We start from the raw sequence: 25,430 nt of genomic DNA on the forward strand, positions 1-25,430 counted from the left end.
CGCGATGCGCTCGTGCCCGGCATGCGGTACGGCCAACCGCGAGGACGACGACTTCTGCGGCAACTGCGGGTCGTATCTGGGGTGGTCGACGGAGCCCCGGCGCACGCCGCCGGCCCCGGAGCCGCAGGCCGTACCGGAGCCACGGCCGGAACCGGAACCACGGCCTCAACCGACGCCGACACCACCGCCACCGCCTCCGCCTCCAACACAGCCGCCGACACCGGCACCACCGATTCCGGCATCGGCACCGGCACCTCGGCCGGAGCCTGAGCCGCGTCCGGAACCTGCGCCAACGCCTGCGCGTGAACCCGCTCCCCCCACCGAACCGGCGCGCCCCGCCCCCGTACACCCGGCGCCTCCCGCACCACCTCCGCCCGCACCACCCACGCGCCCCGCACCCGAGGAGGCCGAGCCCGAACCCCCCGTGGGCGCCGTCCAACCCGCCAAGCCCGTAGCCCGGCGGCCCGTGGTCCGGCCGGTGGAGGCGGACGAGGTGCCGGACGGGCCGCCGTGTCCGGCCTGCGGTACGCCGAACCTGCCCGGCCGGAGGTTCTGCCGGCGCTGCGCGGCCGCGCTCCGCCCCAAGGAGGAGACCGCGCCGCTGCCGTGGTGGCGCACGGTGTGGCCGTTCCACCGCCGTGTACGGGTCCGGTCGGGCCGGGCGCTGCGCCGCGTCCTGCTGATCCTGGCGGTCGTCGGACTGCTCTTCGTGGGCTTCCTGTTCCTGCCGGCCGGACGCGTGCTCTTCGAGGACGTACGGGACAAGCTCGGCGGCACGGCGGAGATCAGCCCGTCCGGCGTGACCGCGAGCGCCGAGGCCGCCGGCCACCCGGCGGGCGCGGCCACCGACGGCCTGACCAACAAGTACTGGGGCGCACCCGCCCTGGGCGCGTCGCTGACGTGCACCTTCGACACGCCGTTCCGGCTGGTCGGGGTGGTCCTGCACACCGGGGCGTCGACGGAGCCGGAGGAGTTCCGGCGGGAGCCGCGGCCGGTCCGGGCGGATCTGATCGTCGAGACGGCGGACGGCACGGTCCACGAGAAGCAGCTGACGCTCAACGACAAACCCGGTGAGCAGACGGTACGGACCGGCATCAGCGATGTCGTCTCCGTCCGGCTGGTCCTCCGCGACGCGGCGGGCCGGAGCGGGGGCCGTCCGATCGCGCTCGGCGAGATCGAGTTCTTCCAACGCACCTGACCGGCGGAGCCACCGGCGCGGCACGCCAGGCCCCGCCGGTGGCATTCAGTCCCAGAGATCCCTCAACTGCTCATAGCTGCGCAGCAGTTCTGACCGATGAAGCAATTTCGGTCACATACGGCTTCCCACCACCCCTCCACAGGGGGTTGACTGAGCATCACGCATGGTGACGCGGTCGGCCTCGTCGACTCGTCGGCCCAGCTCCGGTGCCCCACCCCGGCGGAGGAGAGAGGACAGCGATGACCGGCTCACTTCGTACGGTCACCCCTTGGCCAGGACATATGGACACCCGGCGGTCGGCCTCCGGCGGGAGCGCACCCATGCACGGTCACCGGGAATGCGCGGTGCGCATCGCCCGTCCGTACTCATTCGACGAGGGGCAGCAATGAGCCAGATAACGTTACCGGCGTTTCACATGCCGTTCGCCAGCGCAGGGTGCAATCCGGGTCTGGAGAAAACCAGGGAGGCCGCCTGGGAATGGGCAGAGGCGGAGGGGCTGATTCTCTCCGTTCCGGCCCGCAGGAAGATGATCCGCACCCGGCCCGAACTCTGGATTTCCCTCATCTTCCCGAAAGCGTCGCAGCATCATCTGGACCTGTTCTGCCAATGGCTGTTCTGGGCCTTCCTGGTGGACGACGAGTTCGACGACGGGCCGGCCGGGCGCGACCCGTTGATGTGTGAGGCGGCGATCACCCGGCTGGTGGACGTGTTCGACGGGGCGGAGCCGCGCGGGCCGATGGAGCGGGCGCTCGCCGGACTGCGCGAGCGGACCTGCCGCGACCGTTCGCCGCAGTGGAACCGGCAGTTCCGGCGGGACACGGCGGCCTGGCTCTGGACGTACTACGCGGAGGCCGTCGAGCGGGCGGCGGGGCAGGTGCCGAGCCGGGCGGACTTCGTCAAGCACCGCCGGGACTCGGTGGCCATGCAGCCGTTCCTGGATCTCCATGAGATCACCGCCGGAATCGATCTGCCGGATTCCGCCCGGAGCCTGCCCGCGTACATCGCCCTGCGGAACGCGGTGACCGATCATTCCGGGCTCTGCAACGACATCTGCTCGTTCGAGAAAGAGGCCGCGCTCGGCTACGAGCACAATGCGGTACGGCTCATCCAGCGCGACCGCCGATCCACGCTCCAGGAAGCCATCGACGAGGCCGGAATTCAATTGGCACGTATCGCGGAGCGCGTGGTGCGGGCCGAAAAAGAACTGATCGAGGAAATCGACGCGGCGAGGATCGGTTCCACGACCCGGGCCGCCCTCGAACGGTGCGTACAGGACTACCGGAGTCTCGTACGGGGCGACTTCGACTATCACGCGCGCGCCGAGCGCTACACCCGCCCGGACCTGGTGGAGCTGGACGCACGGAACTCGATGTCCCAGTATTTCGCCGCCTGAGAGCACCTTCTGAGAGCACCGTCCGCGGGAGACCAGGGCTTGGAAGGGCGTGCCTTCCAAGCCCTGGTCTCCGCTTGCCCTGCCCCGGAAAAGGCTCGATCGGATCACATCGCGACGGATCAACAGAGAACAAGCCCGATCAGAAGCGATCGCATGGAAGACTGTGCCGCGCAAGCATGTCCCGGGCCGCCCCACCGGCCGGGCCGACCACTTCGTCGTGCCCCCGGTCAGCGGCTGACCGGTCGGAATGCCATGTCTTCCACCAGCTTCCCCGGGGAAATCACACGTGAGATCACAGCGAAGAATTTGGACCACGGCTGCCCTCGCCACCACGGCGGTGACGGGCGTCCTGGTGTTCCAGGGCGTCACCGGCAGCTCCACGCCCGACGGTGCGGCGGACGCCAAGTCCGCTCCCGCGGAGGTGGACGTCCACCAGACCCCGCTCAAGACCTCAGAGGACGGTGCCACCGCCTCGCTCCCCCGCCGCTCCACCGAGCGGTTCAGCCTGCTCGGCGTGACGTGGACCGACCCCGCCGCCAAGGTGGCCGGCCAGGTCGAGGCCCGTACGCGCTCCGCCGCCACCGGCGAGTGGACCGGCTGGCTGCCGCTGGACACCGAGATCGACGGGCGCACCGAGGCCGGCCGGGCCGGCGTCCGGGGCACCACCGAACCGCGCTGGGTCGGCCCGTCCGACGGCGTCGAGGTCCGGATCAGCGCCGCCGACGGCGTCCGGGCCGGGCTCCCCGAAGGGCTGCGCCTGGACACGGTCGACCCGGGAGGCAGCACCACCCCGCTCGCCGCCGAACCGGCCGCCTTCGCCGCCGAGCCCGCCGCGTTCGCCGCCGAGGAGACCCCCTCCGAGGAGCCGACGCCGTCCGGCGAGCCCTCCACCGAGGTGCCGACGGAGGAGCCCTCCCCGACGCCGCCGGCCCCGACCCCGACCACCGCGTCGCCGACGCCGCCGGCCCCGAGCCCCACCCCGACCCCGAGCGTGACGCCGAGCCCGACCCGCACCACCGCGTCGCCCCCGCCGAGTGTCACGCCGAAGCCGACGCCCACCGTCACCACGACCCCGACGCTGCCGCCCGCCCCGCCGTCCACGGCCCCGCAGCCGACGATCGTCTCGCGGGCCGCCTGGAAGGCCGACGAGTCGCTGAACAACGAGCCGCCGGACTATCTGGAGAAGGTCAAGGCGGTGTTCGTCCACCACACCACGCAGACCAACTCCTACTCCTGCGCCGACTCCCCGGCGATGGTGCGCGCGCTGCACACGTACCACGTGAAGTCGAACGGCTGGAAGGACCTCGGCTACAACTTCGTGGTCGACAAGTGCGGCACGATCTTCGAGGGCCGCAAGGGCGGTGTGGACCGGGCTGTCATGGGCGCGCACACCTACGGCTTCAACCGGGACACCACCGGGATCGCCGTGATGGGCCTGCACACGAGTACGGCGGCCGGCAGCGCCGCGACCGACGCGGTCGCCCGGGTGGCCGCCTGGAAGCTCGGCCAGTACCAGGGCAATCCGACGGGCACGGTCGAGCTCATCGCCGGTGCCACGGGCAACAACCACGCCGGGAAGAAGTTCACCGTCGGCTCCTCGTACTCCTTCCAGCAGATCTCCGGCCACCGGGACGGGTTCAACACCGAGTGCCCCGGCCTCAGCCTCTACAACCAGCTCCCCGCGATCCGCTCGACGGCCGGAGCCCTGGTCACCGACAAGGTCGCCGGCCTCGCCATCGCCTCGGTCACCGGAGCGAACGCCTCCGGCTCCACGTACTACGCCAAGGCGGCCGTCACCGTCGGCTGGAAGACGACCACGCCCGCCGCCTTCGTCAAGGGGTACGAACTCCTCGTCGCCGGCCAGCCGGTGGCCACCGCCACGGGCAACGTCACGAAGGCCGCGGCCACCCTCGCGCCCGGCAAGCACTCCGTGCAGGTGCGGGCCACCCACCAGTCGGGCAAGGTCACCACCTCGGCCGCCGCCACGATCGTCGTCGATCGCACGGCCCCCGTCTTCACCACCAAGCCGGCGCTCACCCTGCGCACCGGCACGGTGAACACCGCCGCCGTCCCGGTCACGCTCGCCTGGAAGGCCACCGACACCACCGCCCTCAAGGATGTCCGGCTCACCGCGCCCGTCGCCAGGACGTACGGCCCGACCACGGGCAGCGCCTCGCACACCGCGAAGTCCGGCGCGGCGACGGCCTGGAAGATGACGGCGTACGACCAGGCGGGCAACACGGCCGCGGCCTCGGTCTCCGGCACGCCGGTGATCCTCCAGGAGACCGCCGCCAAGAAGACCGGGACCTGGACGGTGAAGTCCTCCTCCAGCTACCTCGGCGGCAAGTCCCTGACCAGCAGCGCCAAGAACGCGAGCCTGACCTGGACGTTCACCGGCCGGTCAGCCGCCTGGGTGGTGTCGCGGGCCGCCACTTCGGGGCAGGCATACGTCTATGTCGACGGCAAGAAGGTCGCCACGGTGGACCTCAAGTCCGCCACCACCAAGTACCGGGACGCGATCTGGACCCGGTCCTGGCCCACCAGTGCCCAGCACACGGTCAAGATCGTGGTGGTCGGCACGAAGGGCCGCCCGGCGCTCACCACGGACGGGCTGGTCTACCTGAGGTGACCCGCTGAGCCACCGCACCGCGAGAAGGGTTGGCGCGCACCATGTCCGACAGCGTGGAGGCCACGGCCAGGACCGTGCAGGGCACCGTACGCGGTGCGGTGGAGCAGGGGGTCGCGGTCTTCCGCGGCATTCCGTACGCGGCTGCGCCGGTGGGCGCGCGGAGATTCCGCGCGCCGGAGCCGCCGGAGCCGTGGGAGGGGGTGCGCGACGCCCTCGCCTTCGGGCCGACGGCACCCAAGCGCCCCTACGCCCCGCCGCTGGACCGGCTGCTGCCGGACCCGGCGGTTGCGGGCGAGGAGTGGCTCAACCTGAATGTGTGGACACCGTCCACGGAGGCGGCCGGGCGGGCCGAGGGGCTTCCCGTGCTCGTCTGGATCCACGGCGGTTCGCTGCTGCACGGCTCCTCGGCGGTGCCGGTGTACGACGGGTCCGCGTTCGCCCGGGACGGGGTGGTGCTGGTCTCCGTCAACTACCGCCTGGGCGTCGAGGGCTTCGGCCTCTTCCCGGACGCGCCCGCCAACCGGGGGCTGCTGGACCAGCTGGCCGCCCTGGAGTGGGTGCGGGACAACATCGCGGGGTTCGGCGGTGATCCGGACCGTGTGACGGTGGCCGGGGAGTCGGCGGGGGCGGTGAGCATCGGCGCGCTGCTCGCCACGGACCGGGCGGCGGGTCTGTTCCGGCGGGCGGTGCTCCAGAGCGGGGCGCCCGCCGCCCTGACGCCCGAGGCCGCGCGCGGGACGACCGAGCTGATCGCCAAGCGACTCGGCGTGCCCGCCACCGCCGCCGCCTTCGCCGCCGTGGACCCGGAGGCGCTGCTGACCGCGCAGACCGAGGTGACGAGCGGCGGCAACCCGCTGACCGGCCGCAACTCGTTCCAGCTCGTGGTGGACGGCGAGCTGCTGGACCGGGACCCGGCCGAGGCGCCGCGTCCGGGCTCGGCGGCCGCCGGGGTCGACCTGCTGCTGGGGACGAACACCGAGGAGTACCGCCTCTGGTTCGTCCCCAGCGGCCTGACCGAACGGATCGGCCGCCTCAAGCTCCGCCTGGCGCTGCTGAAGTTCAGGGTCCCGAACGCCACCGCCCGCACCTACCGGGCCAACCGCCCCGACGCCGGCCCCGGCGAACTCCTCGGCGCCCTCGCCACGGACCTGCTGCTCCGGGTCCCGCTCAACCGCCTGGCCGACGCACGGATGGGTGCCGAAGGTTCCACGTACGTCTACGAGTTCGGCTGGCCCTCCCCCGTACAGCGGCTCGGTGCCTGTCACGCGCTGGAGCTGGGGTTCGTCTTCGACACGCTGGCCCACCCCGACACGATGGCCCTGACCGGCCCGGACGCGCCGCAGGAACTGGCGGACGCGATGCACCGGGCGTGGGTGGAGTTCGCCACGACGGGTGACCCGGGCTGGCCGTCCTGGGACGCGTCCCGGCCCGTGCAAGGCTTCGGGCCCGGCGCCCCGGCCCTCGTCCTGGCCCCGCGCGACGACGAGTTGCGGAGCTGGGAGCAGGGCTAGGGGGTGTCCGGCGGATCGGGGCCGGATGGGCCGCGGCGTCCGGTGCGGTGCATCGCAAGGCGGAGGAGTGCGTGCCAGACGCCCCCTAGGGCCGCAGCGAGATCCAGTGCGGGTCGGGAACGACCGTGAGGATCGCCGAGACGACCACGACCGCGCCCAGCACGACCTGCTCGCGGCGGGCGAGGCGGTGGGCGACGGACGGGTCGGTGTCCCGGAGCATCCGCCGCCGGGCCGCCACCGCGAGCGCGCTGACGACCGCCATCAGCGCCAGCTTGACCAGCAGGGTGCGCCCGTAGGCGGAGGTGAACACCACGTCCGGCGGCAGCCGGCGCAGGGTCGAGGCGGTCCCGGTGGCGGCGAGGGCCATGTACAGCCAGATCGCCAGGCGCGCGTACCGGCCGAGCAGCGCGCGGGCGGCGACGGGCGACCCGCGCCAGAGCCACATGGTCCGCAGGACGTACAGCAGGCCCCCGGTCCACAGCGAGGCGGCGGTCAGGTGGACGACGGTGAGGGCGGCGCCGATCTCCGGGCTGTACGCCTCCGGGTGGGCGCGGATGGCCTCCGCGCCGATGACGACGGCGAGCGGGGCGAGCGCGAGGGCCGGGCGCTTGCTCGCGGCGCAGAGAGCGGCGAGGACCAGGCCGTTGGCGATGAGGAGGAGCAGCCCGCCGTCCCGGGTCGCGTAGGTCTCGGTGATCCCGAGCCCGCTGACGGCGGCGAGCTGCACGATCTGCCCGGCGGCGGCTCCGGCCCCGGCGAGCGCGGCGTACCCGGACCAGCCGCGCACGGCGGTACGGGGCCGGCCGCGGACGGGCCGGATGAGCTGCGGGGCGAGCAGCTCGCCGAGGTGCACGGCGAGCGCGGCGAACAGGACGGTACGGAGCAGGGTGGTGAGCCCCGCACCGGGTATCCGCAGCTCTCCTGTGCCGCGCGCGGCGAACCCGGGCCCGTACACGGCCATGAGGAGCGCGACGAGCCCGGCGCCGGCCAGGGGCAGGAACCGGGAAGGCGGCCGACCGGGCCCGAGGCCGGAGGCGGGGGCTGCTTCGGCCGTCGCCGCGAGCGTGGGCGCGGCCGGCGGTACGGCGATGGACAGCGCGATGGTCGGCGCGTCGGCGGGCGCACCGGCCGACGGTGCACCCGGAGCCGTGGACGCCGGATCAGCGCCCGTCGGCGGACCTGAGCCCGTCCTCGGCGGCAGCGCAGCCGGATCGGTGGGAGGGCCGGAGAACATCACGGCTCGATCCTCTCCGGAGGACAAACACCCGGCAAGCCGCACAGATCCCCCGGCCGGACCAGCGCGGCCGGGGGTCCGTCGCGGGCTCAGGCCTTGTTCTGCGCGGCCCAGAACTCGTCGAAGGTGAGCAGGCCGTCACCGTTGCCGTCGTGGGCGTTGATGATCGCCTGCGCCACCGTCTCGGTGACGAACGGGTCGCCCAGCTGCGCCATCGCGCTCTTGTACTCGTTCGCGGTGATGAGACCGTCGCCGTTCGCGTCGAACTTCTCGAATACCGTCCGCGCCGACTCGATGTCCGCCACTGTTCCCGCCCCTTCGTGGTGCCGAATGTCGGGGTCAGATTATCGGTCCGTCCGGGTGACGGCTCTGGCGGCCCGGGCGCGCGGCCCCTGACGTCAGCTCAGCAGCTCCGTGGCCGTCACCGCGCGCAGGCCGCGCCGGTCCATCTCGGTGAGGAGCAGCGGCAGCGCGGCCACGGTGACCGGCCGGGCGAGGCTCAGCCCCACCACGGAACCGGGCCGGAGCTCGCCCGTCACCTTGCGCAGGACGGCCGGTACGCCGGTCGCGGCGTGATCCAGGGACTCGACGTCGTACGAGAGGAGGTGCGGGTATCCGGCCCGCCGGGCGAGGTGCTGGACGAGCGGGGTGGCGTCGGGGCCGGGCGAGGGCCGGAACCAGGTGCCGATGGAGCCGGTGAGCCGGCGCAGCCGCCGGGCGCAGGCGGTGATCTCCTCGTACGCGTCGCGCTCGCCCAGGGCGGCGAGGTCGCGGTGGTTCTGGGTGTGGTTGCCGATCTCGTGGCCGCCGTCGAGGATCCGGCGGGCCATGGACGGGTGCGCGTCGAGCCAGCTGCCGACGGCGAGGACCGTGACCCGGGCGCCGGCGCGTTCGATCCGGGCGAGCGCGGCGCGGGCCAGCTCCGGATCGCCCCGGCCCTCGAAGGTGAGCGCGACGCGGGGCCGGTCGCGGGGGCCGTGGGTGATCCTGACGGGCCGGCCGGGGAAGCGGCGCGGGGCTCGGGCGGTGGTGGAGAGGGGACGGGAGGCGTACGCGGGTGAGGGCGCGGGCGCGCCCGCCGCACCCTCGGGGCTGCGCGCGCAGCCCGCCGCGAAGGCGGCGGCCGCGAGGAGTCCGGCCCCGCCGCCCAGCACCTCGCGGCGGCGCATCGGCGCCCTGTGCCCGTCCATCCCGACCACCTCGCCTTCCACTGAGTCCCGGGACAGAGTAGAGGCGCGGCGGGCGAATTACCCCGATTGACCGATTACCGAAATGATCTATGAATCATTCACGACGTGCCATAAAGATGCACGGAAAGCCAGGCGAGTGACTGATCCCACCTGCGATCCAGCCAAGGAATGACCGATTAGCCCGAGTATCACGCGAAATGCCTCTTTGGCACCGAGGTCGCCCGTCTGCCATAGTCGGAGCCACGACCCCCATTGACCCGGGCGAGGTCGCCGTCAGCGGCCGTGAACACACCCCGCCTTTCACGGCCCCCCACAGAAGCCCCCGCAGCGCCGCACCACGGCCGACCGGGGGCTTCTGTGCATGCCGGGCGGCCTCGGCGCAACCCGCGGCCTCACGTGTCAGCGGTCGGAGATCCGCATCTCGAACCAGGTGGTCTTGCCGCGCGGCAGCAGGTCCACGCCCCACCGGTCGGAGAGCTTGTCGACGAGGAAGAGCCCGCGCCCGCTGACGTCCATCTCGCGCACCGGCATCAGACACGGCAGCCCGCGCGAGGGATCACGCACCTCGATCCGGATCCAGCCCCGGCGGCGCACCATCCGTAACCCGAAGACGCGGGCGCCGGTGTGGCGCACCGCGTTGCCGACAAGCTCGGAGACGAGGAGCACCGCGTACTCGGCGGTCTGCGGCGAGAGGGCCCACTGCCGGAGCACCACGCAGGAGGTGAGCCGCCGGGCGGTCGCCGCGGACTCGGGCCGCGACGGCAGCCGCACCTCCGCCTCGGTCGGATTCCCGAACAACTCCAGCGCCTTGAAAGCCTGTTCGTCATCCATACCCGATGTCCAGCGTGCCGCGGTCGCGCTGCTGCGCGGTCGCGGCTGATCCACACCCTCCAGGCCCGCCATGCCCACCATCATGGACGCACATATCGCCGCCCGGGGCCGTTCCGAGGGAATCCACCTCCCGGAACAACCCATTCCACACAGGGCAGTTGACATATGCCTCCGGCAGAACGAGACCTTCCAGAACCCTGGTGAGCTGCGGCGATGTGCCGGCCGGGCGAGGCTGCCCGGAGGAGCACGGCCCCGGGCCTTAAGGTTGCCTTAAGGCCCGGATAATCCGCTCGGAGGGATGAACTCGCGTCAGGAGCGCATCCGGAAGAAGCGCTCGGAGAAACCCGGAGGACTCAAAAAACGCAAGGCCCTCAAAAGGCACTGGGCACTGGGCTCAGGGCACACGGCTCAGGGCTCAGAGAAACTTCGCCTTCCCCGGACCCTCCTCCACGAAGCTCCGCATCCCGCGCTCACGGTCCTCCGTGGCGAACAGGCCCGCGAACCAGTTCCGCTCCACCGTCAGCCCGGTGTCGATGTCCGTCTCCAGACCGGCGTCCACCGACTCCTTGGCCGCGCGCAGCGCCAGCGCCGGCCCCTTCGCCAGCTGCGCGGCCCAGGCGTGCGCCTGCTCGTATACCTCGGCCGCCGGGACCACCCGGTCCACCAGGCCCAGCGTCAATGCCTCCTCGGCCTTGACCATGCGGCCGGTGAAGATGAGGTCCTTGGCCCGGGACGGGCCGATCAGCCGGGCCATGCGCTGGGTGCCGCCGGCGCCCGGGATCAGCCCGAGCAGGATCTCCGGCTGGCCGAGCTTGGCGTTGTCCGCCGCGATGCGGAAGTCGGCGCAGAGGGCCAGTTCGCAGCCGCCGCCGAGCGCGTAGCCGGTGACGGCGGCGACGACGGGCTTGGGGATGCGGGCGACGGCGGTGAAGGAGTCCTGGAGCGCCTTGGAGCGCACGACCATCGCCGTGTGGTCCATCGCCTGCATCTCCTTGATGTCCGCACCGGCCGCGAACACCTTCTCGCCGCCGTAGAGGATCACCGCGCGCACGTCCTCGCGCCGGGTGGCCTCCTCGGCGAGCTCCCGCAGCCGGTCCTGGACGGCCACGTCCAGGGCATTCATCGGCGGCCGGTCCAGGCGGATCGTCCCGACGTTGTCGCTTACTTCGAGGGTCACAGTCATGCAGGCAGGTTAACCACTGCTAACGCGGACGGACCCGGTGCCGTGGGTCACAGCACCGGGCCCGCCGGGATCGTACGGAAGAAGCGACAGAAGAAACGACCGGAGAAGCGACGGAAGAAAGCGGTGGCTGGGGCCTACTTCTTCCACTCCTCCCAGTCCATGTTCCAGCCGTTGAGGCCGTTGTCCGGCTGGATCTGCTTGTCCTTGGAGTTCTTCACGATGACCACGTCACCGATCATCGACCGGTCGTAGAACCAGGCCGCCGGGGTCTGGTTGTCGTAGCCGCCGCGCACATCGCGCAGACCGACACAGCCGTGGCTGGTGTTGGTGGTGCCGAAGATGGAGGGCGCGCCCCAGTAGTTGCCGTGCAGGAAGGTCCCCGAGGTGGAGAGCCGCAGGGCGTGCGGCACGTCCTTGATGTCGTACTCACCGCCGAAGCCGACGGTGTCGCCGTTCATCCGGGTCACCTTGAGCTTCTCGCTGACGACCATCTGGCCGTTGTACGTGGTCGTCGCCGGGGCGCCCGCGGAGATCGGGATGTCCTTGATCAGCTTGCCGTCACGGACGACCTTCATCCGCTTGGTGCTCGCGTCGACGGTGGAGACCTGGCTGCGGCCGATGGTGAACGACACCGTCTTGGCCTGCTTGCCGTAGACCCCGGGCCGTCCCTCCACGCCGTCCAGGTGGAGCTCCACCGTCACCTTCGTACCGGGCTTCCAGTACTTCTCCGGGCGGAAGTCGAGACGGTCGTTGCCGAACCAGTGGCCCTCGATCTCGACGGCCGGCTCGGCGGTGACCTTGATGGCCTTCTCCACGGCGGCCGGCTCGGTGATGCCGCGGGTGAAGTTGATCGAGACCGGCATGCCGACCCCGACGGTGGAGCCGTCCTCCGGCGTGTAGTGCCCGATGAAGGTGTTCTCCGGGACCAGCGTGGTGAAGGTGGTGTCCTTCGCCGACTCGCGGCCCTTCGCGTCCTCGGCGACCGCGTGGACCGCGTACTTGGTGGCGGCGGCGAGGTGCCGCTCCGGCACCCAGCTCGCGCCGTCGGCCGCGATCTCGCCCGCGACCTCGTTGCCCTTGGGGTCCGCGACCTTGACCGTGGTCAGCTTGCCCCGCGCGGCGGTGATCTTCAGCGCACCGCTGGTCGCCACCGACTTCGCGCCGTCCTCCGGCGCGATCGTCACCACCGCCTGCGAGGCCGTGGTGTCCTCCGCCTTCGCGCCGGCCTTGCCGCCGCCCTTGCTTCCCGCTTCCGCGTCCCCGCCGCACGCCGTCACCAGCAACAGCACGGCGCCCAGGGCCAGGGCCAGTGGCCCCGATCCGCCGCGCCGCTTCCTGCCCGCCCCGGCCGATGCCCCCGATATCGGCTGCACGTCCACTGTGATGTCTCCCCTCGCCAGGCCCGGCTCCCACGCCATGGCCCGCATCCCCCGCGCGCTGCACGTACGCGCTCCACCGCAAGACAACCACACCGTGAGTGCGGTGGGTCCCCTCCGGAATGTCACCGTTCCGTCCCAAGTGGCAGGGAGAGCCGTGCAGGTGGGGCGGGGTGCGGGGAGGGCAGGGGCGCCGGGCTCCCGGAGGCCCCGCCCCCGGGGGTCAGCGGACGGCGGAGCCCGCCGTCCACTTCTTCCAGCCCATGTTCCAGCCGCTGAGCCCGTTGTCCGGCGCGACCTTCCTGTCCTTGGAGTTGACGACCTCCACCACGTCCCCGATCAGCGTCCGGTCGAAGAACCAGCCGCCCGGCGTCGTCGCGCCGCCGCCCTTCGCGTCGCGGAGCCCGATGCAGCCGTGGCTGACGTTCTCCTCGCCGAAGACCTCCTCGCCGGCCCAGTAGTTGCCGTGCAGGAAGGTGCCGGAGGTGGTGAGCCGGATGGCGTGCGGCACGTCCTTGATGTCGTACTCGCCCTTGCCCTTCTCGTCCGTGAAGCCGACGGTGGCGCCGTTCATCCGGGTCACCTCGTGCATCTCGGAGACGACCATCTTCCCGTTGTACGTGGTCGTCTTCGGGGCCCCCGCCGTGATCGGGACCGTGCTGACCAGCTCCCCGTCCCGGCGCACCTCCATGGTCTTGGCCTCCGCGTCGACCAGCGAGACCTGGGAGCGGCCGACGGTGAAGGTGACCGTCTTGTCCTGGCTGCCGTAGACCTCCGGCGCCCCTTCCACGTCCCGCAGCCCGATGTCCACGGTGACCTCGGTGCCGGGCTTCCAGTACGTACGGGGCCGGAAGTCGAGCCGGTCCTTGCCGAACCAGTGGCCGACGACCTCCACCGCCGGTTGTGCGGTCACCCGGATGGCCTTCTGCACGGCCGCACGGTCGGTGATGGCCCGGTTGAAGGAGAAGGAGACGATCATGCCGGTCCCGACGGTCGACCGGTTCTCCGGTTTGAAGTAGCCGATGAAGCGGTGTTCGGGGACGAGCGTGGTGAACGTGGCGTGGCGCGCCGAGCGCTGTCCTGAGGCGTCCACCGCCACCGCGTCGACGCTGTACTTCGCGGCCAGGGCGAGCCGGGCCGCGCCGGGCTCCGGGTTCCAGGAGAGGCCGTCGGCGGCGATGCGTCCGGCCACGGTCTGCTGCTGGGCGTCCTCGATCCGCATCACCTTGACGCTCTCCAGCCGGCCGTCGGGGATCGTGACCCGGAGGGGGGTGTCCGCGTCGACGTCCTTGGCCCCGTCCTCCGGGAAGATGCTGATCACGTCCTTGGAGGAGCCGGGTTTGCCGTTGAGCAGGGCCTCCCTCGTATCGGTGCATCCGGTCAGCAGGACCAGCACGGTGAGCAGTCCCGCCCATGTCAGCACGGCGGCCGAGCCCGCCCGTGCGCTCTTCGCTACGTGGTTCACGCTCCCCCAACGACCAGGGCCGGTCGGGGGAAACGTGAGTGCGGGGCCCGCGGTGGGCAGAACAGAGGGAAGGACTACCAGGAGAGGGCCGCGGCCGGGACGTCGCGCGCCCCCTTTCCGGTGCCCGTCCTCATGAGCCGCGGGAGGCGACACGGTGTCGAGCGCAGCCGAGCAGGAGGCAGTGAAGGAACCGGCCGGGACGGCGGTGGAGCCCGGCGGACCACCCGGACGGGCCACGCCCGTCACCGTACGTACGGAGGTCGAGGAGATCACCGGGGCGCTACGCGCCGAGCCCCGCGCCCCGGTCGTCTGGCCCGGCGCGCCGATGCCGCTCGGGGCCCGCTTCCGGGTCGGGCCGGACGGGGTGGCGGGCACCAACTTCGCGCTCTGGGCGGGCGGGGCCGAGGCGGTCGAGGTGTGCCTCTTCGAGGAGGACGGCGCCGAGACCCGCTGCGCGCTCACCGAGCTGACGCACGAGATCTGGCACGGCTTCCTGCCGGGCGTCCGGCCAGGTCAGCGGTACGGCTACCGGGTGCACGGCCGCTGGGACCCGTGGACCGGCGCCCGCTGGAACGCGGCGAAGCTGCTGCTCGACCCGTACGCCCGTGCGGTCGACGGCGACTTCACCCTGCCGCCCGAGGTGTACGGCCATATGAGGGACTGGCCCGATCAGCATGTGGCCGACACCGTGCGCGACGACCGGGACTCGGCTCCGTACGTGCCCAAGGGTGTCGTCGTCCACGATGACGACGACTGGGTGGAGGACCGGCGCCCGAAGACCCCGTGGGCCGACTCGGTCATCTACGAACTCCACGTACGCGGCTTCACCAAGCTCCACCCGGACATCCCGCCCGAGCTGCGCGGCACCTACGCCGGTCTCGCGCATCCGGCCGCGATCGACCATCTGACCCGGCTCGGGGTGACCGCCGTCGAACTGCTCCCGGTCCACCAGTTCGCCCACGAGGACCATCTGCTGCGGCGCGGGCTGCACAACTACTGGGGCTACAACTCCATCGGCTACTTCGCCCCGCACGCCGGCTACTCCGCCTCCGGCACCGCCGGCCAGCAGGTCGGCGAGTTCAAGCGGATGGTGCACGCGCTGCACAGCGCCGGGATCGAGGTCATCCTCGACGTCGTCTACAACCACACCGCCGAGGCCGGCGAGCTCGGCCCGATGCTCTCCCTGCGCGGCATCGACAACCGCGGCTACTACCGCCTCCAGCACGATGCGCGCCGCTACGCCGACTACACCGGCTGCGGCAACACCCTCCACGTCGTCCAGCCCCAGGTGCTCCGGCTCATCACCGACTCGCTGCGCTACTGGGTCACCGAGATGGGCGTCGACGGCTTCCGCTTCGACCTGGCGGCGGCGCTGGCCCGCTCGATGCACGACGTCGACATGCTCTCCCCGTTCCTCGCGGTCATCGCCCAGGACCCGGTGCTGCGCCGGGTCAAGCTGATCGCGGAGCCGTGGGACGTCGGCAACGGCGGCTACCAGGTCGGCGCCTTCCCGCCGCTCTGGACCGAGTGGAACGACCGCTACCGGGACGCCGTACGGGACTTCTGGCGCGGCGCGCTCCCCGACGTGCGGGATCTGGGCTACCGGCTGACCGGCTCCAGCGACCTCTACGCCTGGGGCGGCCGCCGGCCGTACGCCTCGGTCAACTTCGTCACCGCGCACGACGGCTTCACCCTGCGCGACCTGGTGAGCTACGAGCACAAGCACAACGAGGCCAACGGCGAGGGCAACCGGGACGGGACCAGCGACAACCGGGCGTGGAACTGCGGGGCCGAGGGCGAGAGCGACGACCCGGAGATCAACGCGCTGCGCCGCCGCCAGCTCCGCAACCTGCTCACCACACTGCTGCTCTCCACCGGGGTGCCGATGCTGGTGGCGGGGGACGAGATGGGCCGTACGCAGGGCGGCAACAACAACGCCTACTGCCAGGACAACGAGATCGGCTGGCTGGACTGGTCGCTGCTGGAGCAGCCCGAGTGGCGGGAGCTGACCGAGCTGACGGCCCGGGTGCTGAGACTGCGCCAGACCCATCCGGTGCTGCGCCGCCGCGCCTTCTTCTCCGGCCGCGCGCAGGCGCCGGACGGGCTGCGGGACCTGGCGTGGTTCACCCGGGACGGGCAGGAGATGACGGAGGGCGACTGGTACGCGCCCGCCGCCACCCTCGGCCTCTACCTCTCGGGCCGCGACATCCCGGGGCGGGACGCACGCGGTGAGCCGGTCACCGACGACAGCTTCCTGGCGATCCTGCACGCGGGCGGGGAACCGGTCGCCTTCGAGCTGCCGGGAGCGCCCTGGGCGGCGCGCTACGAACTGGTCCTGGACACCTCCCGCGAGGACCAGGCCGAACCGCCCGGCACGGTCCTGGACGGCGGTACGGAGCTGAGCGTCCCGCGCCGCTCGGTGCTGCTGCTGCGGGTGGCCGCGTAAGGGCCCCGGAAGTCAGCCGAGGATGCCCCGGTCGTAGCCGACGGCGACGGCCGCGGCGCGGTCCTTGGTGCCGAGCTTGGCGAAGATGTGGGTGAGGTGGGTCTTCACGGTCGCCTCGCTGATGAAGAGTTCGGCGGCGATCTCCCGGTTCGTGGTGCCCTTCGCCACCAGCACCAGCACCTCGCGCTCACGGGCGGAGAGGTCCGTGTCAGCCGGGGCGGTGGGCGTACGGACCCGGGTCATCAGCCGGGAGGCGACGGCGGGTGACAGGACGCTGCGGCCGTCGGCGGCGGCCCGGACGGCGGCGAACAGCTCCTCGCGCGGGGCGTCCTTGAGGAGGTAGCCGGTGGCGCCCGCCTCGATCGCGGGGAGCGTGTCGGAGTCGGTGTCGTACGTGGTCAGCACCAGGACCTTCGCACGGGCGCCGCGCCGGGTCAGCTCGGCGATGGCCGCCACTCCCCCGCCGCCGGGCATCCGCAGGTCCATCAGGACCACGTCCGGGTCGTGGTGTTCGACGACGGTGAGGGCGTCGACGCCGTCCGCCGCCTCGCCGAGGACGTCGAAGCCGGGTTCGGCGGTGAACATGCCGCGCAGTCCGTCGCGGACGACGGGATGGTCGTCGACGAGGACGACGGTGATGGTGCGTTCAGGGGTGCGTTCGGGGATATCGGTCATGGCGAGGTCACCGTACGGCCGGTCGTGGCTGCCTGACCAGGGGGACCCGGGCCGAGACCGCCGTGCCCCCGCCCGGTTCCGACTCCACCTCCACCGTGCCCGCGATGCGTTCCGCGCGGGCCCGCATGCCGCCGAGGCCGAAGCCGCCGGTGCGGCTCGCCGGTGCGGCGGCGTCCGGGTCGAAGCCGCGGCCGTCGTCCCGTACGTCCAGGGTCAGTTCGTCGTCCATGAAGGAGAGCGTGACGCCGACCCGGGAGGCCCCGGCGTGGCGGCCCGCGTTGGCCAGAGCCTCGCCCGCGATGCGCAGGAGGGTGGCGGCGACCTCGTCGTGGACGGGTTCGGCGGTGCCGGTGACGGTGAAGTCGGCCCGTACGCGGTGCTGTTCGGCCCAGGTGGCGACCGTCTTCTCCAGGGCACCGGTCAGTTCGTCGTGCTCCAGGGCGGCGGGGGCCAGGTTGTGGACGGATCGGCGGGCCTCGCCCAGGCTGTGGCGGGCCAGGGCGGCGGCCTTCTCCAGGTGGACGCGGGCGGTGTCCGGGTCGCTGTCGCGGGTGGAGGTGACGACCTGGAGCTGGGCGATGATGCCGGTCAGGCCCTGGGCGAGGGTGTCGTGGATCTCGGCCGCCAGTCGGCGCCGCTCGTCGTCCACCCCTGCTTCCCGGGCCTGGACCAGGAGCTGGGCGTGGAGGGCCGCGTTCTCCGTCATCGCCTGCTCCAGCCGGATGTTGGTGCGCTCCAGCTCGGCGATGGTCTCCACCTGGATCCGGGCCCGCTCCTCCTCCCGCATCCCCACGTGCCAGAAGAAGAGGGTCAGGCAGGCGTTGAGAAGGTAGAGCGCGGCGAAGGCGGCCCAGCCCGTCAGCGATTCGGGCGGCAGTCCGCCGCTCTGCGAACCGGCGAGGATCACCGCGGTGGCCAGCAGTCCGGCCCGGACGGCCCGCTTGGGCAGCAGCGGCTCGACGTCGAAGTAGCCGAGGCACGCGTAGATCGCGAAGAACGGGTTCAGCCAGGAGAGCGCGAAGGCGAGGACGAACCGCACGGTGTAGTAGACCGCCCCGGACGGGGCGCCGGGCGGGGTGTGTGCGCGCTTGCGGCCCCACCACGCCTGGAGCCCGTACGCGGCGGCGACCAGGGCCCCGGCCGCGTACATCTCCGGGGCCGTCATCAGCTCACCGGCGACGACCACCCCGAGGACGGAGGCCAGGGTCAGGGCTCCGTAGGGCCCGTACCGGTAGAACTGCTCCCAGCGGTGCTCGATCGTACGGGGGCCGGTGGGGCCGGTCGGGTAGGCGGGAGGCGACGACTGGCTCATGCGCGCAGTCTCCCCCGCCCGGCATGCCCCCGCCATGTGCGGCCCCGCGGTCCGGTCCCCCGTCGTCACTGCCATCGGAAGACGCGGCCGGCGGTGTAGCCCGCCGCCAGGGTCCACAGCGCGACGATGCCCAGGTGCGACCAGCTCGGCCACTGGCCGGCGGCCGCCTCGCCGAGTGCCTGGGCGGCGGAGCCGAAGGGGCTGAACTCCACGACCCGGCGCAGGGTGCCCGGCATGGCCTGGACGGGGACCCAGACCCCGGCGGTGAACATCATGACGATGTAGGAGATCGAGCCCACGGCGGTGGCCGCCTTCGCCGTGCGGAACAGGCCGGTGATCGTGGCGCCGATGGCCAGGGCCGCGGCGAGGACGAGCAGCAGCGCCAGGAGGTAGCCGAGCGGATTGCCGGGCAGCGGCACACCGTAGGCGATCCGGCCCACCACGACGACCAGGACCGCCGAGACGAGTGCGGCCGCGCCGTGCAGCGCGATCTGCGCGGTGAGGAGGGCCGAGGGGCGCACCGGGGTGGCGGACATCCGGCGCAGGATGCCGCGCTCGCGGTAGGCGGCCAGGACCGGGGGCATCGCCTGGAGCCCCGACATGATCATGGCGAGCAGGATCGAGACGGGGACGTAGAGGTCGATGACGCGCCGGTCGCCGAGCCCTTCCTCGGGCACCTTGAAGGACGGGACGAAGCCGAGGATCACCAGGAGGACGGTGGGGAAGGCGACGATCCAGAAGAGGCTGCTGGGTTCGCGCAGGAAGAGCCGGGTCTCGGCGGCGAGGACGGCGGCCGTGGGTCCTCGGCGGCGGCCGGCGTCCGGGGCGGTGCGGGCCTCGGGGGCCGCGGCCCGCGCGGTGGTGGTGTCGGGGCTCATGTCAGGCGTCCTGTCCGGTGAGGTCGAGGAAGGCTTCGTCGAGGCTGGTCTCGGTGATCCGCAACCGCTGGGCCGTGACGCCGAGTTCGGCGAGCAGGGCGATGAGCGGGGTGACGGTGTCGTCGGTGGCCTGCAGGACGAGGGCCCCGGCGGCGTCGGGCGGGGTCGCCGAGGTGACGCCCGGCAGTGCGCCGAGCCGGTCCATCTCGGGGCCGGTCGGCGGGCGGGAGGGGACGAAGGAGAGGACGGTGGATCCGCTGGTCCCCCGGATCAGCCCGGCCGGGGTGTCCAGGGCGACGACCCTGCCCCGGTCGATGACGGCGATCCGGTCGCAGAGGCGCTGGGCCTCCTCCATGAAGTGGGTGACCAGCAGGACGGTCACCCCGCTGTCCCGGATCTCCTCGATGAGCTTCCAGGTGTCGCGGCGGGCCCGGGGGTCGAGTCCGGTGGTCAGCTCGTCGAGCACGACGACCTTCGGGTCGCCGATCAGGGCGAGCGCGATGAACAGCCGCTGCTTCTGGCCGCCGGAGAGCTTGGCGAAGCGGGTGGTGAGGCGGTCCGTCAGGGAGAGCCGTTCGACCAGGGGCCGCCAGTCGGCCGGGGCCGGGTAGAAGGAGCTGTAGAGCTCCAGCGCCTCCCGTACGGTCAGTTTGGCCTGCAGCTCGCTCTCCTGGAGCTGGGCGCCGAGCAGGTGCGTCACCCGGTCGTGGTCGGCGACGGGGTCGAGTCCGGCGACCTTGATCGTGCCCGCGTCGGGGATGCGGAGGCCCTCCACGCATTCGACGGTGGTGGTCTTGCCCGCCCCGTTGGGGCCGAGGATGCCGAAGATCTCCCCCTCCTCGACGGAGAAGGAGACGCCGTCGACCACGTGGCGGCCCGCGTAGGTCTTGCGCACCCCGTTGACTTCGATGATTGCCATGCCCCCAGGGTTCCGGCGGGCGAGGGCGGGCGGTATCCGTCAGCACGCTCGGCGTCGCATCAACCGATCGGTTGACCCGGGCCTACGACCCCGGGACCAGGCGGGCCCCGGCCGAAATGGGGAGGACCGATGTCAGTGGTGAAACGTACAGTCGGTTCTGATGCCCGAAAAGCCTGCAGAGCACACGGACCGGTCCGCCGTGCGCTCCCTCCTGCGTCTGTGGCCTTATGTCCGCCCGGTACGGGTCCGCCTCCTCGCCGCCGCCTTCGTGGCGATCGTGGCGTCCTGCCTGTCGCTGGTGATCCCGCTGATCCTGAAGTGGATGGTGGACGGCCCGGTCGCCGACCGGGACCCGGGCGGGGTCTGGCTGGGCGCGCTGTATCTGCTGCTGCTCGGCATCGCGGAGGCCGTGCTGTTCGGGTTCCGGCGGTGGCTGGTGGCGCGTCCGCTGGCCGGGGTCGAGGCGTCGATGCGGGCCGACCTCTACCGCCACCTCCAGCGGCTGCCGGTGGCCTTCCACGACCGGTGGCCCTCGGGCCAGCTGCTGTCGCGCGGGACGACGGACCTGATGCTGCTGCGGATGTTCCTGGCGTTCCCGCTGACCTTCCTGGTCGTCAACGCGGCGACGATCCTGGTCGGTTTCGTCATCCTCTTCGCGCAGGACTGGTCGCTCGGGCTGGTGCTGCTGGCGCCGGCGGTGCCGCTGATCATCCTGTGCTCGGTGTTCGAGACGAAGTACTCGCTGGTGGCACGGAAGGCGCAGGACCAGGTCGGCGATCTGACCACGGTCGTCGAGGAGAGTGTCCTCGGCATCCGGATCGTCAAGGGCTTCGGCCGCCACCGCAGCCAGGCGAAGGCCTTCAAGGCGTTGTCGCAGCGGCTGCGCTCCACGGAGCTGGGCAAGGCGCGGCTGCTCGCCGGGATCTGGGCGCTCATCACCACCATCCCGGAGCTGGCGATCGGGGCGGCGCTGGTGCTCGGCACGGTCCAGGTGGCGGACGGTTCGCTGTCGGCGGGCACGCTGGTGGCGTTCCTGTCGACGGCGCTGGCGCTGCGGTGGCCGGTGGAGTCGATCGGGTTCCTGCTGGCGATGAGCCAGGAGGCGGCGACCGCGACCGACCGGTACTTCGAGGTGATGGACGCGGCGGAGGAGACAGACGCGGCGGCCGCCCGTACGGGTGCGCCGGACGCGCCCGCCGGGCTGGTGTTCGAAGGCGTGGAGTTCCGCTACCCGGACGCGGAGCCGGGCTCGCCGCCGGTCCTGGCCCGGCTCGACCTGCGGGTGCGGCCCGGCGAGACGATGGCCCTGGTGGGCGGTACGGGCTCCGGCAAGACGACGCTCACCGCACTGGTCCCCCGGCTGCACGAGGTGACCGGCGGGCGGATCACGCTGGACGGTGAGGACATCGCCACCATGGAGCGGGCGCGGCTGCGGGAGCTGGTGTCGGTGGCGTTCGAGGAGCCGACGCTGTTCTCCGCGACGGTCGGCGAGAACGTGCGGATGGGCGCAGAGGACGCGGACGAGGAGCAGGTCCGGCGGGCGCTCGCGGTGGCGCAGGCCGACTTCGTCCACGCGCTGCCCGGCGGCCTGGACACGGAGGTCGGCGAGCAGGGCCTGAGCCTCTCCGGCGGCCAGCGCCAACGCCTCGCCCTGGCCCGGGCGGTGGTGGGCGAGCCGCGCTTCCTGGTGCTGGACGACCCGCTCTCGGCGCTCGACGTGCACACGGAGACGCTGGTGGAGGCGGCGCTGCGCCAGGTGCTGGCGGAGACCACGGCGGTGGTGGTGGCGCACCGGCCCTCGACGGTGATGCTCGCGGACCGGGTGGCGCTGCTGTCCGGTGGCCGGATCACGGCGGTGGGCACGCATCAGGAGCTGCTGCGGTCGAACGCGGAGTACGCGTGGCTGATGTCGGGGGCGGAGCCGGGTGGCGGCCCCGGCCCGCTGACCACCAAGACCCCCGCCCCCGACCAGCAGGTACCCGTCGAGGAGGGCACCCGATGACCACGACCACCGACGACGCCGCGCGCACCGCCTCAGGTGACGACGGCACACCGGAGCCCGGACAGAAGGCACAGGCACCCGCACCGGAGGTGGCCGGCGACCCCTTCGACCAGGACGACCTGCCCGCACCGCGCGGCGCGACCCGGGCGCTCCTGTTCTCGCTGCTGCGGCCGATGCGCGGCCGGGTGGCGGTCGCCGCGCTGCTGCTGGTGCTCCAGCAGGCGGCGGTGCAGGCCGGGCCGCTGCTGGTGGCGTACGCGATCGACAGCGGGGTCCCGGCGTTCCGGGACCACGACTACGGGCCGTTGATCGCGGTGGCGGTCGGCTACCTGCTCTGTTCGGCCGGCGCGGGCGTGCTCCAGTACGCGTTCATCCGCGGCTCGGCCCGCATCAACCAGAACGCGCTGCTCGACCTGCGCGGCCGGATCTTCCGCCACGCCCAGGCGCTGAGCGTGGACTTCCACGAGCGCTACACCTCGGGGCGGCTGATCTCGCGGTCCACCACGGACGTCGAATCGATCCAGGAGCTGCTGAGCGAGGGGCTCCAGGAGCTGATCACGGTCGTCCTCTCCTTCGTGTCGATCGGGCTGGTGCTGCTCTGGCTGGACCTCGGCATCGGCGGAATCGCCGTGCTCTCCTTCGTACCGCTGTATCTGCTGGTACGGCTCTACCGGCGGCGCGCGGGCATCGTGTACGGGGCCAGGTCCACGGCGATCGCGTCGGTGATCGTCAAGTTCGCGGAGACCATGAACGGCATCCGGCCGGTCCAGGCGTTCCGCCGGGAGCGGTCCAACGACGCCGCGTTCGCCGCGCTCAACCACGTCCACGAGCGGCGCAACGGCGACGCGCTGCTGGAGATGGCCCGCTATGTGGTCGGCTCGCGGCTGGTGGCGAACACGGCGGTCGCCGGGATGGTCCTCTGGGGCGCCTACCGAGTGGCGGACGGGACGCTGGCGCTCGGCGTGCTGGCGGCGGCGGTGCTGTACCTGCGCCGGCTGTACGACCCGATCGACCGGCTCGGGATGTTCCTCAACTCCTACCAGTCGGCGGCGGCCTCGCTGGAGAAGATCGCGGGCCTGCTGGCCCAGGCCCCGACGGTCCCGGTGCCGGCGGACCCGAAGGAGCTGCCCGCCCGCTCCGGCGAGCTGCCGGGCCGCGAGGTCGTCTTCGACGGCGTGCGGTTCGCCTACCGTACGGGCGGCGAGGTGCTGCCCGCCTTCGACCTGCGCATCCCGGCGGGCCGTACGGTGGCGGTCGTCGGCTCCACGGGCGCGGGCAAGTCGACGCTGGCCAAGCTGCTGGCCCGGTTCTACGACCCGACCGACGGCCGGGTCCTGCTGGACGGCGTGGACCTGCGGGACCTGTCCACGGCCGAGCTGCGCAAGGGCGTGGTGATGGTGACGCAGGAGGCGTTCCTGTTCTCCGGGACGGTGGCGGAGAACATCGCGATCGGCCGCCCGGACGCCACGCCGGACGAGATCGAGCGGGCGGCGAAGGCGATCGGCGCGCACGACTTCATCGCCGCGCTGCCCGAGGGGTACGACACGGACGTACGCAAGCGCGGCGGCCGGATCTCGGCGGGCCAGCGCCAGTTGGTGGCCTTCGCCCGCGCCCTGCTGGCGGACCCGGCGGTGCTGATCCTGGACGAGGCGACCAGCTCCCTGGACATCCCCGGCGAGCGGGCGGTGCAGCGCGCCATGGACACGGTCCTGCACGGCCGCACGGCGGTGGTCATCGCCCACCGCCTCTCCACCGTGGAGATCGCGGACCGGGTGCTGGTGATGGAAGGCGGCCGGATCGTGGAGGACGGCACGCCGGCCGAACTGATCGGCGGGACAGGACGGTTCGCGGGGCTGCACCGGACGTGGAAGGACAGCCTGGTCTAGGGGGTGTCCGGCCGACAGCCTGTTACGCCCGAGGGGTCACCACCGCACAGGCGCGCCCCCTGCCCGGACCGGGGCAGGGGGCGCGTTCACATCCCGTACGTACGTCAGGCGGTGGCGCCGGCCGTGCGGCGGCGGCCCAGGGCGAAGACGACGCCGGCGCCGGCGAGGATCGCCACGCCGCCGATGGTCGCTATGACCGGCAGGTTGGAGTCCGAGCCGGTCTGGGCGAGGGTGCCCTCGGGCTTGATCTCGGTGTTGCCGACGGGCTTGACCGGGACCGGCTTCTTGCCGCCCGTCTGGGGCTCGGCCTCGTTGGGCTCGCCCGCGTCGGCACCGGCGGCGAGGACGTCGAACTCGTAGAACGCCTGGCCGTCGGAGGAGACGCAGTTGCCCTCTTCGTCGGCGTAGAGGCCGATGACGATGGCGTAGCCGATGCCCTTGGGCGCCTTCTTGTCGACGCTGAGGCGCAGGTCGATCGAGAAGGACTCCTTGGCGCGGATGTCCGTGTAGCCGATGTAGCCGGCGACCTCGTCGTCCTGGTCGAGGGAGATGTCCGTCCAGACACCGGTCTCGGGGTCCTTGAACTGGACCGTGAGGTGGCCGTTGGCCTCCTGCCCGCTGTCGATGTCGATCAGCCCGGCGAAGAGGCCGAGGTCGACCCGCTGGTAGGCCTTGTCGCCCTTGTTCTCCACGTTCAGCTCGAAGCCGTGGAAGCCGCTGCCGGCGACGATCTTGGAGGGGAGCCCGGAGAGCGAGGTGAGCAGGTTCTTGTCGGTCTTCGCCTCATCCGTGTCGTTGCAGATGTCGCTGGGCGCGGTGACGGACGGCGCAGGGGTCGGCGGGGTGGCGGAGGGGGACTCGGTCTTCTCCTCCTGGTTCTCCTCCTCGCCCGCGGGCTTCTCCTGCTCCTCCTCGGCCGGAGGCTTCTCCTCGCTCTCCTCGCCCTCCTCGGAGGCGGACTGCTCCCCCTCGGGCGTGGGAGCGGTCTCCGTCTCCTCCTCGGCGGCCGGCGTCTCGGACTCCTCCGGCGCGGTGGCACTCTCGGTCGCCTCCGGGGTGGGGCTCGAGGTCGCGAAGGCGGCCGGGGAGGAGAGCAGGGTGACCGGGGCGAGAACAGCGGTCGCTGCGGCGACGGCCAGAGCGCGGCGGATCTTCATGGGGCGAGGTCCTCTGGGGAGTCCGGGGCCGCTGCGACGGCCCGAAGGCGGGGAAGGCCGTCCGGTATCGCATATCGAAAGCGAACAGGAGACACGGGTGAGGCCAATGGGTGTGACCGCCTCGGATGGTGAAGGGTTGTACCCG

The 25,430-nt window shown here is 72.2% G+C and carries 20 protein-coding genes and 1 pseudogene; 9 read left to right on the forward strand and 12 right to left on the reverse strand.

Translation table 11 applies throughout. The features are described from left to right. Positions 1-4 precede the first annotated feature (4 nt). The 6 genes and pseudogenes from ACIRR8_RS05660 to ACIRR8_RS05685 form a co-directional block, all read left to right on the forward strand. Positions 5-67, forward strand: a pseudogene (locus ACIRR8_RS05660) (zinc ribbon domain-containing protein); the annotation flags it as partial. Between the two features lie 14 nt (positions 68-81). Next, on the forward strand, positions 82-270 hold the full coding sequence (locus ACIRR8_RS05665; RefSeq protein ID WP_404060770.1) for a hypothetical protein: 189 nt from the start codon (positions 82-84) through the stop codon (positions 268-270). A gap of 154 nt (positions 271-424) precedes the next feature. Next, on the forward strand, positions 425-1,198 hold the full coding sequence (locus ACIRR8_RS05670) for an NADase-type glycan-binding domain-containing protein (RefSeq protein ID WP_404060679.1): 774 nt from the start codon (positions 425-427) through the stop codon (positions 1,196-1,198). Between the two features lie 415 nt (positions 1,199-1,613). After that, complete coding sequence (locus ACIRR8_RS05675) at positions 1,614-2,591, forward strand: terpene synthase family protein (RefSeq protein WP_404060682.1); 978 nt, start codon at positions 1,614-1,616, stop codon at positions 2,589-2,591. Positions 2,592-2,877: 286 nt separating this feature from the next. Then, positions 2,878-5,220 (forward strand): peptidoglycan recognition protein, encoded by a 2,343-nt coding sequence (locus ACIRR8_RS05680; RefSeq protein WP_404059363.1) that lies wholly within the window; start codon positions 2,878-2,880, stop codon positions 5,218-5,220. A 41-nt stretch (positions 5,221-5,261) separates the two neighbouring features. After that, positions 5,262-6,731 carry a carboxylesterase/lipase family protein gene (locus tag ACIRR8_RS05685; RefSeq protein WP_404059366.1) on the forward strand — a complete coding sequence of 490 codons (1,470 nt, stop codon included), beginning with the start codon at positions 5,262-5,264 and terminating at the stop codon, positions 6,729-6,731. Positions 6,732-6,816: 85 nt separating this feature from the next. On the opposite strand, the gene ACIRR8_RS05690 is transcribed toward ACIRR8_RS05685, so the two are convergent. The 7 genes from ACIRR8_RS05690 to ACIRR8_RS05720 all read right to left on the reverse strand — a co-directional run bounded on the left by ACIRR8_RS05690 (position 6,817) and on the right by ACIRR8_RS05720 (position 14,010). After that, a complete protein-coding gene (locus ACIRR8_RS05690; protein ID WP_404059369.1) occupies positions 6,817-7,965 on the reverse strand; it encodes a CopD family protein in 1,149 nt (382 codons plus the stop codon). 89 nt (positions 7,966-8,054) lie between these two features. Beyond that, on the reverse strand, positions 8,055-8,270 hold the full coding sequence (locus ACIRR8_RS05695; protein WP_018509815.1) for an EF-hand domain-containing protein: 216 nt from the start codon (positions 8,268-8,270) through the stop codon (positions 8,055-8,057). Positions 8,271-8,363: 93 nt separating this feature from the next. Then, positions 8,364-9,155, reverse strand: coding sequence for a polysaccharide deacetylase family protein (locus tag ACIRR8_RS05700; RefSeq protein ID WP_404059372.1), 792 nt, complete (start codon positions 9,153-9,155; stop codon positions 8,364-8,366). A gap of 399 nt (positions 9,156-9,554) precedes the next feature. Further along, the gene (locus ACIRR8_RS05705; RefSeq protein ID WP_404059375.1) at positions 9,555-10,070 is read right to left on the reverse strand and encodes an ATP-binding protein; all 516 of its coding nucleotides are present in this window, start codon (positions 10,068-10,070) and stop codon (positions 9,555-9,557) included. 331 nt (positions 10,071-10,401) lie between these two features. Further along, complete coding sequence (locus ACIRR8_RS05710; RefSeq protein ID WP_404059378.1) at positions 10,402-11,169, reverse strand: enoyl-CoA hydratase/isomerase family protein; 768 nt, start codon at positions 11,167-11,169, stop codon at positions 10,402-10,404. A gap of 134 nt (positions 11,170-11,303) precedes the next feature. Next, the gene (locus tag ACIRR8_RS05715) at positions 11,304-12,548 is read right to left on the reverse strand and encodes an Ig-like domain-containing protein (protein ID WP_404059381.1); all 1,245 of its coding nucleotides are present in this window, start codon (positions 12,546-12,548) and stop codon (positions 11,304-11,306) included. A 220-nt stretch (positions 12,549-12,768) separates the two neighbouring features. Beyond that, entirely contained in the window at positions 12,769-14,010 is a 1,242-nt protein-coding gene (locus ACIRR8_RS05720; RefSeq protein ID WP_404059383.1) for an Ig-like domain-containing protein, read from the reverse strand. Between the two features lie 154 nt (positions 14,011-14,164). On the opposite strand from ACIRR8_RS05720, the gene glgX reads away from it, so the two are divergent. After that, positions 14,165-16,456 (forward strand): glycogen debranching protein GlgX, encoded by a 2,292-nt coding sequence (glgX, locus tag ACIRR8_RS05725; RefSeq protein ID WP_404059386.1) that lies wholly within the window; start codon positions 14,165-14,167, stop codon positions 16,454-16,456. Positions 16,457-16,468: 12 nt separating this feature from the next. Here glgX and ACIRR8_RS05730 read toward each other — a convergent pair whose 3' ends face one another. The 4 genes from ACIRR8_RS05730 to ACIRR8_RS05745 form a co-directional block, all read right to left on the reverse strand. Then, positions 16,469-17,131 carry a response regulator gene (locus ACIRR8_RS05730; RefSeq protein ID WP_404059390.1) on the reverse strand — a complete coding sequence of 221 codons (663 nt, stop codon included), beginning with the start codon at positions 17,129-17,131 and terminating at the stop codon, positions 16,469-16,471. 7 nt (positions 17,132-17,138) lie between these two features. Continuing rightward, positions 17,139-18,443 carry a sensor histidine kinase gene (locus ACIRR8_RS05735; RefSeq protein WP_404059392.1) on the reverse strand — a complete coding sequence of 435 codons (1,305 nt, stop codon included), beginning with the start codon at positions 18,441-18,443 and terminating at the stop codon, positions 17,139-17,141. A gap of 65 nt (positions 18,444-18,508) precedes the next feature. Then, the gene (locus ACIRR8_RS05740) at positions 18,509-19,321 is read right to left on the reverse strand and encodes an ABC transporter permease (protein WP_404059395.1); all 813 of its coding nucleotides are present in this window, start codon (positions 19,319-19,321) and stop codon (positions 18,509-18,511) included. A 1-nt stretch (position 19,322) separates the two neighbouring features. Further along, complete coding sequence (locus ACIRR8_RS05745; RefSeq protein WP_404059398.1) at positions 19,323-20,240, reverse strand: ABC transporter ATP-binding protein; 918 nt, start codon at positions 20,238-20,240, stop codon at positions 19,323-19,325. 160 nt (positions 20,241-20,400) lie between these two features. Here ACIRR8_RS05745 and ACIRR8_RS05750 point away from each other — a divergent pair, with 160 nt between their 5' ends. Next, positions 20,401-22,242, forward strand: a complete 1,842-nt coding sequence (locus tag ACIRR8_RS05750; RefSeq protein WP_404059401.1) for an ABC transporter ATP-binding protein — start codon at positions 20,401-20,403, stop codon at positions 22,240-22,242. After that, positions 22,239-24,128 carry an ABC transporter ATP-binding protein gene (locus ACIRR8_RS05755; RefSeq protein WP_404059404.1) on the forward strand — a complete coding sequence of 630 codons (1,890 nt, stop codon included), beginning with the start codon at positions 22,239-22,241 and terminating at the stop codon, positions 24,126-24,128. The genes ACIRR8_RS05750 and ACIRR8_RS05755 overlap by 4 nt, the downstream gene beginning before the upstream one ends. 104 nt (positions 24,129-24,232) lie before the next feature. On the opposite strand, the gene ACIRR8_RS05760 is transcribed toward ACIRR8_RS05755, so the two are convergent. Further along, positions 24,233-25,285, reverse strand: coding sequence for an LPXTG cell wall anchor domain-containing protein (locus ACIRR8_RS05760; protein WP_404059406.1), 1,053 nt, complete (start codon positions 25,283-25,285; stop codon positions 24,233-24,235). Positions 25,286-25,430 lie beyond the last annotated feature (145 nt).

Origin of the sequence: Streptomyces sp. NPDC101178 (assembly GCF_044767965.1) — a bacterium.
Lineage (GTDB): Bacteria > Actinomycetota > Actinomycetes > Streptomycetales > Streptomycetaceae > Streptomyces.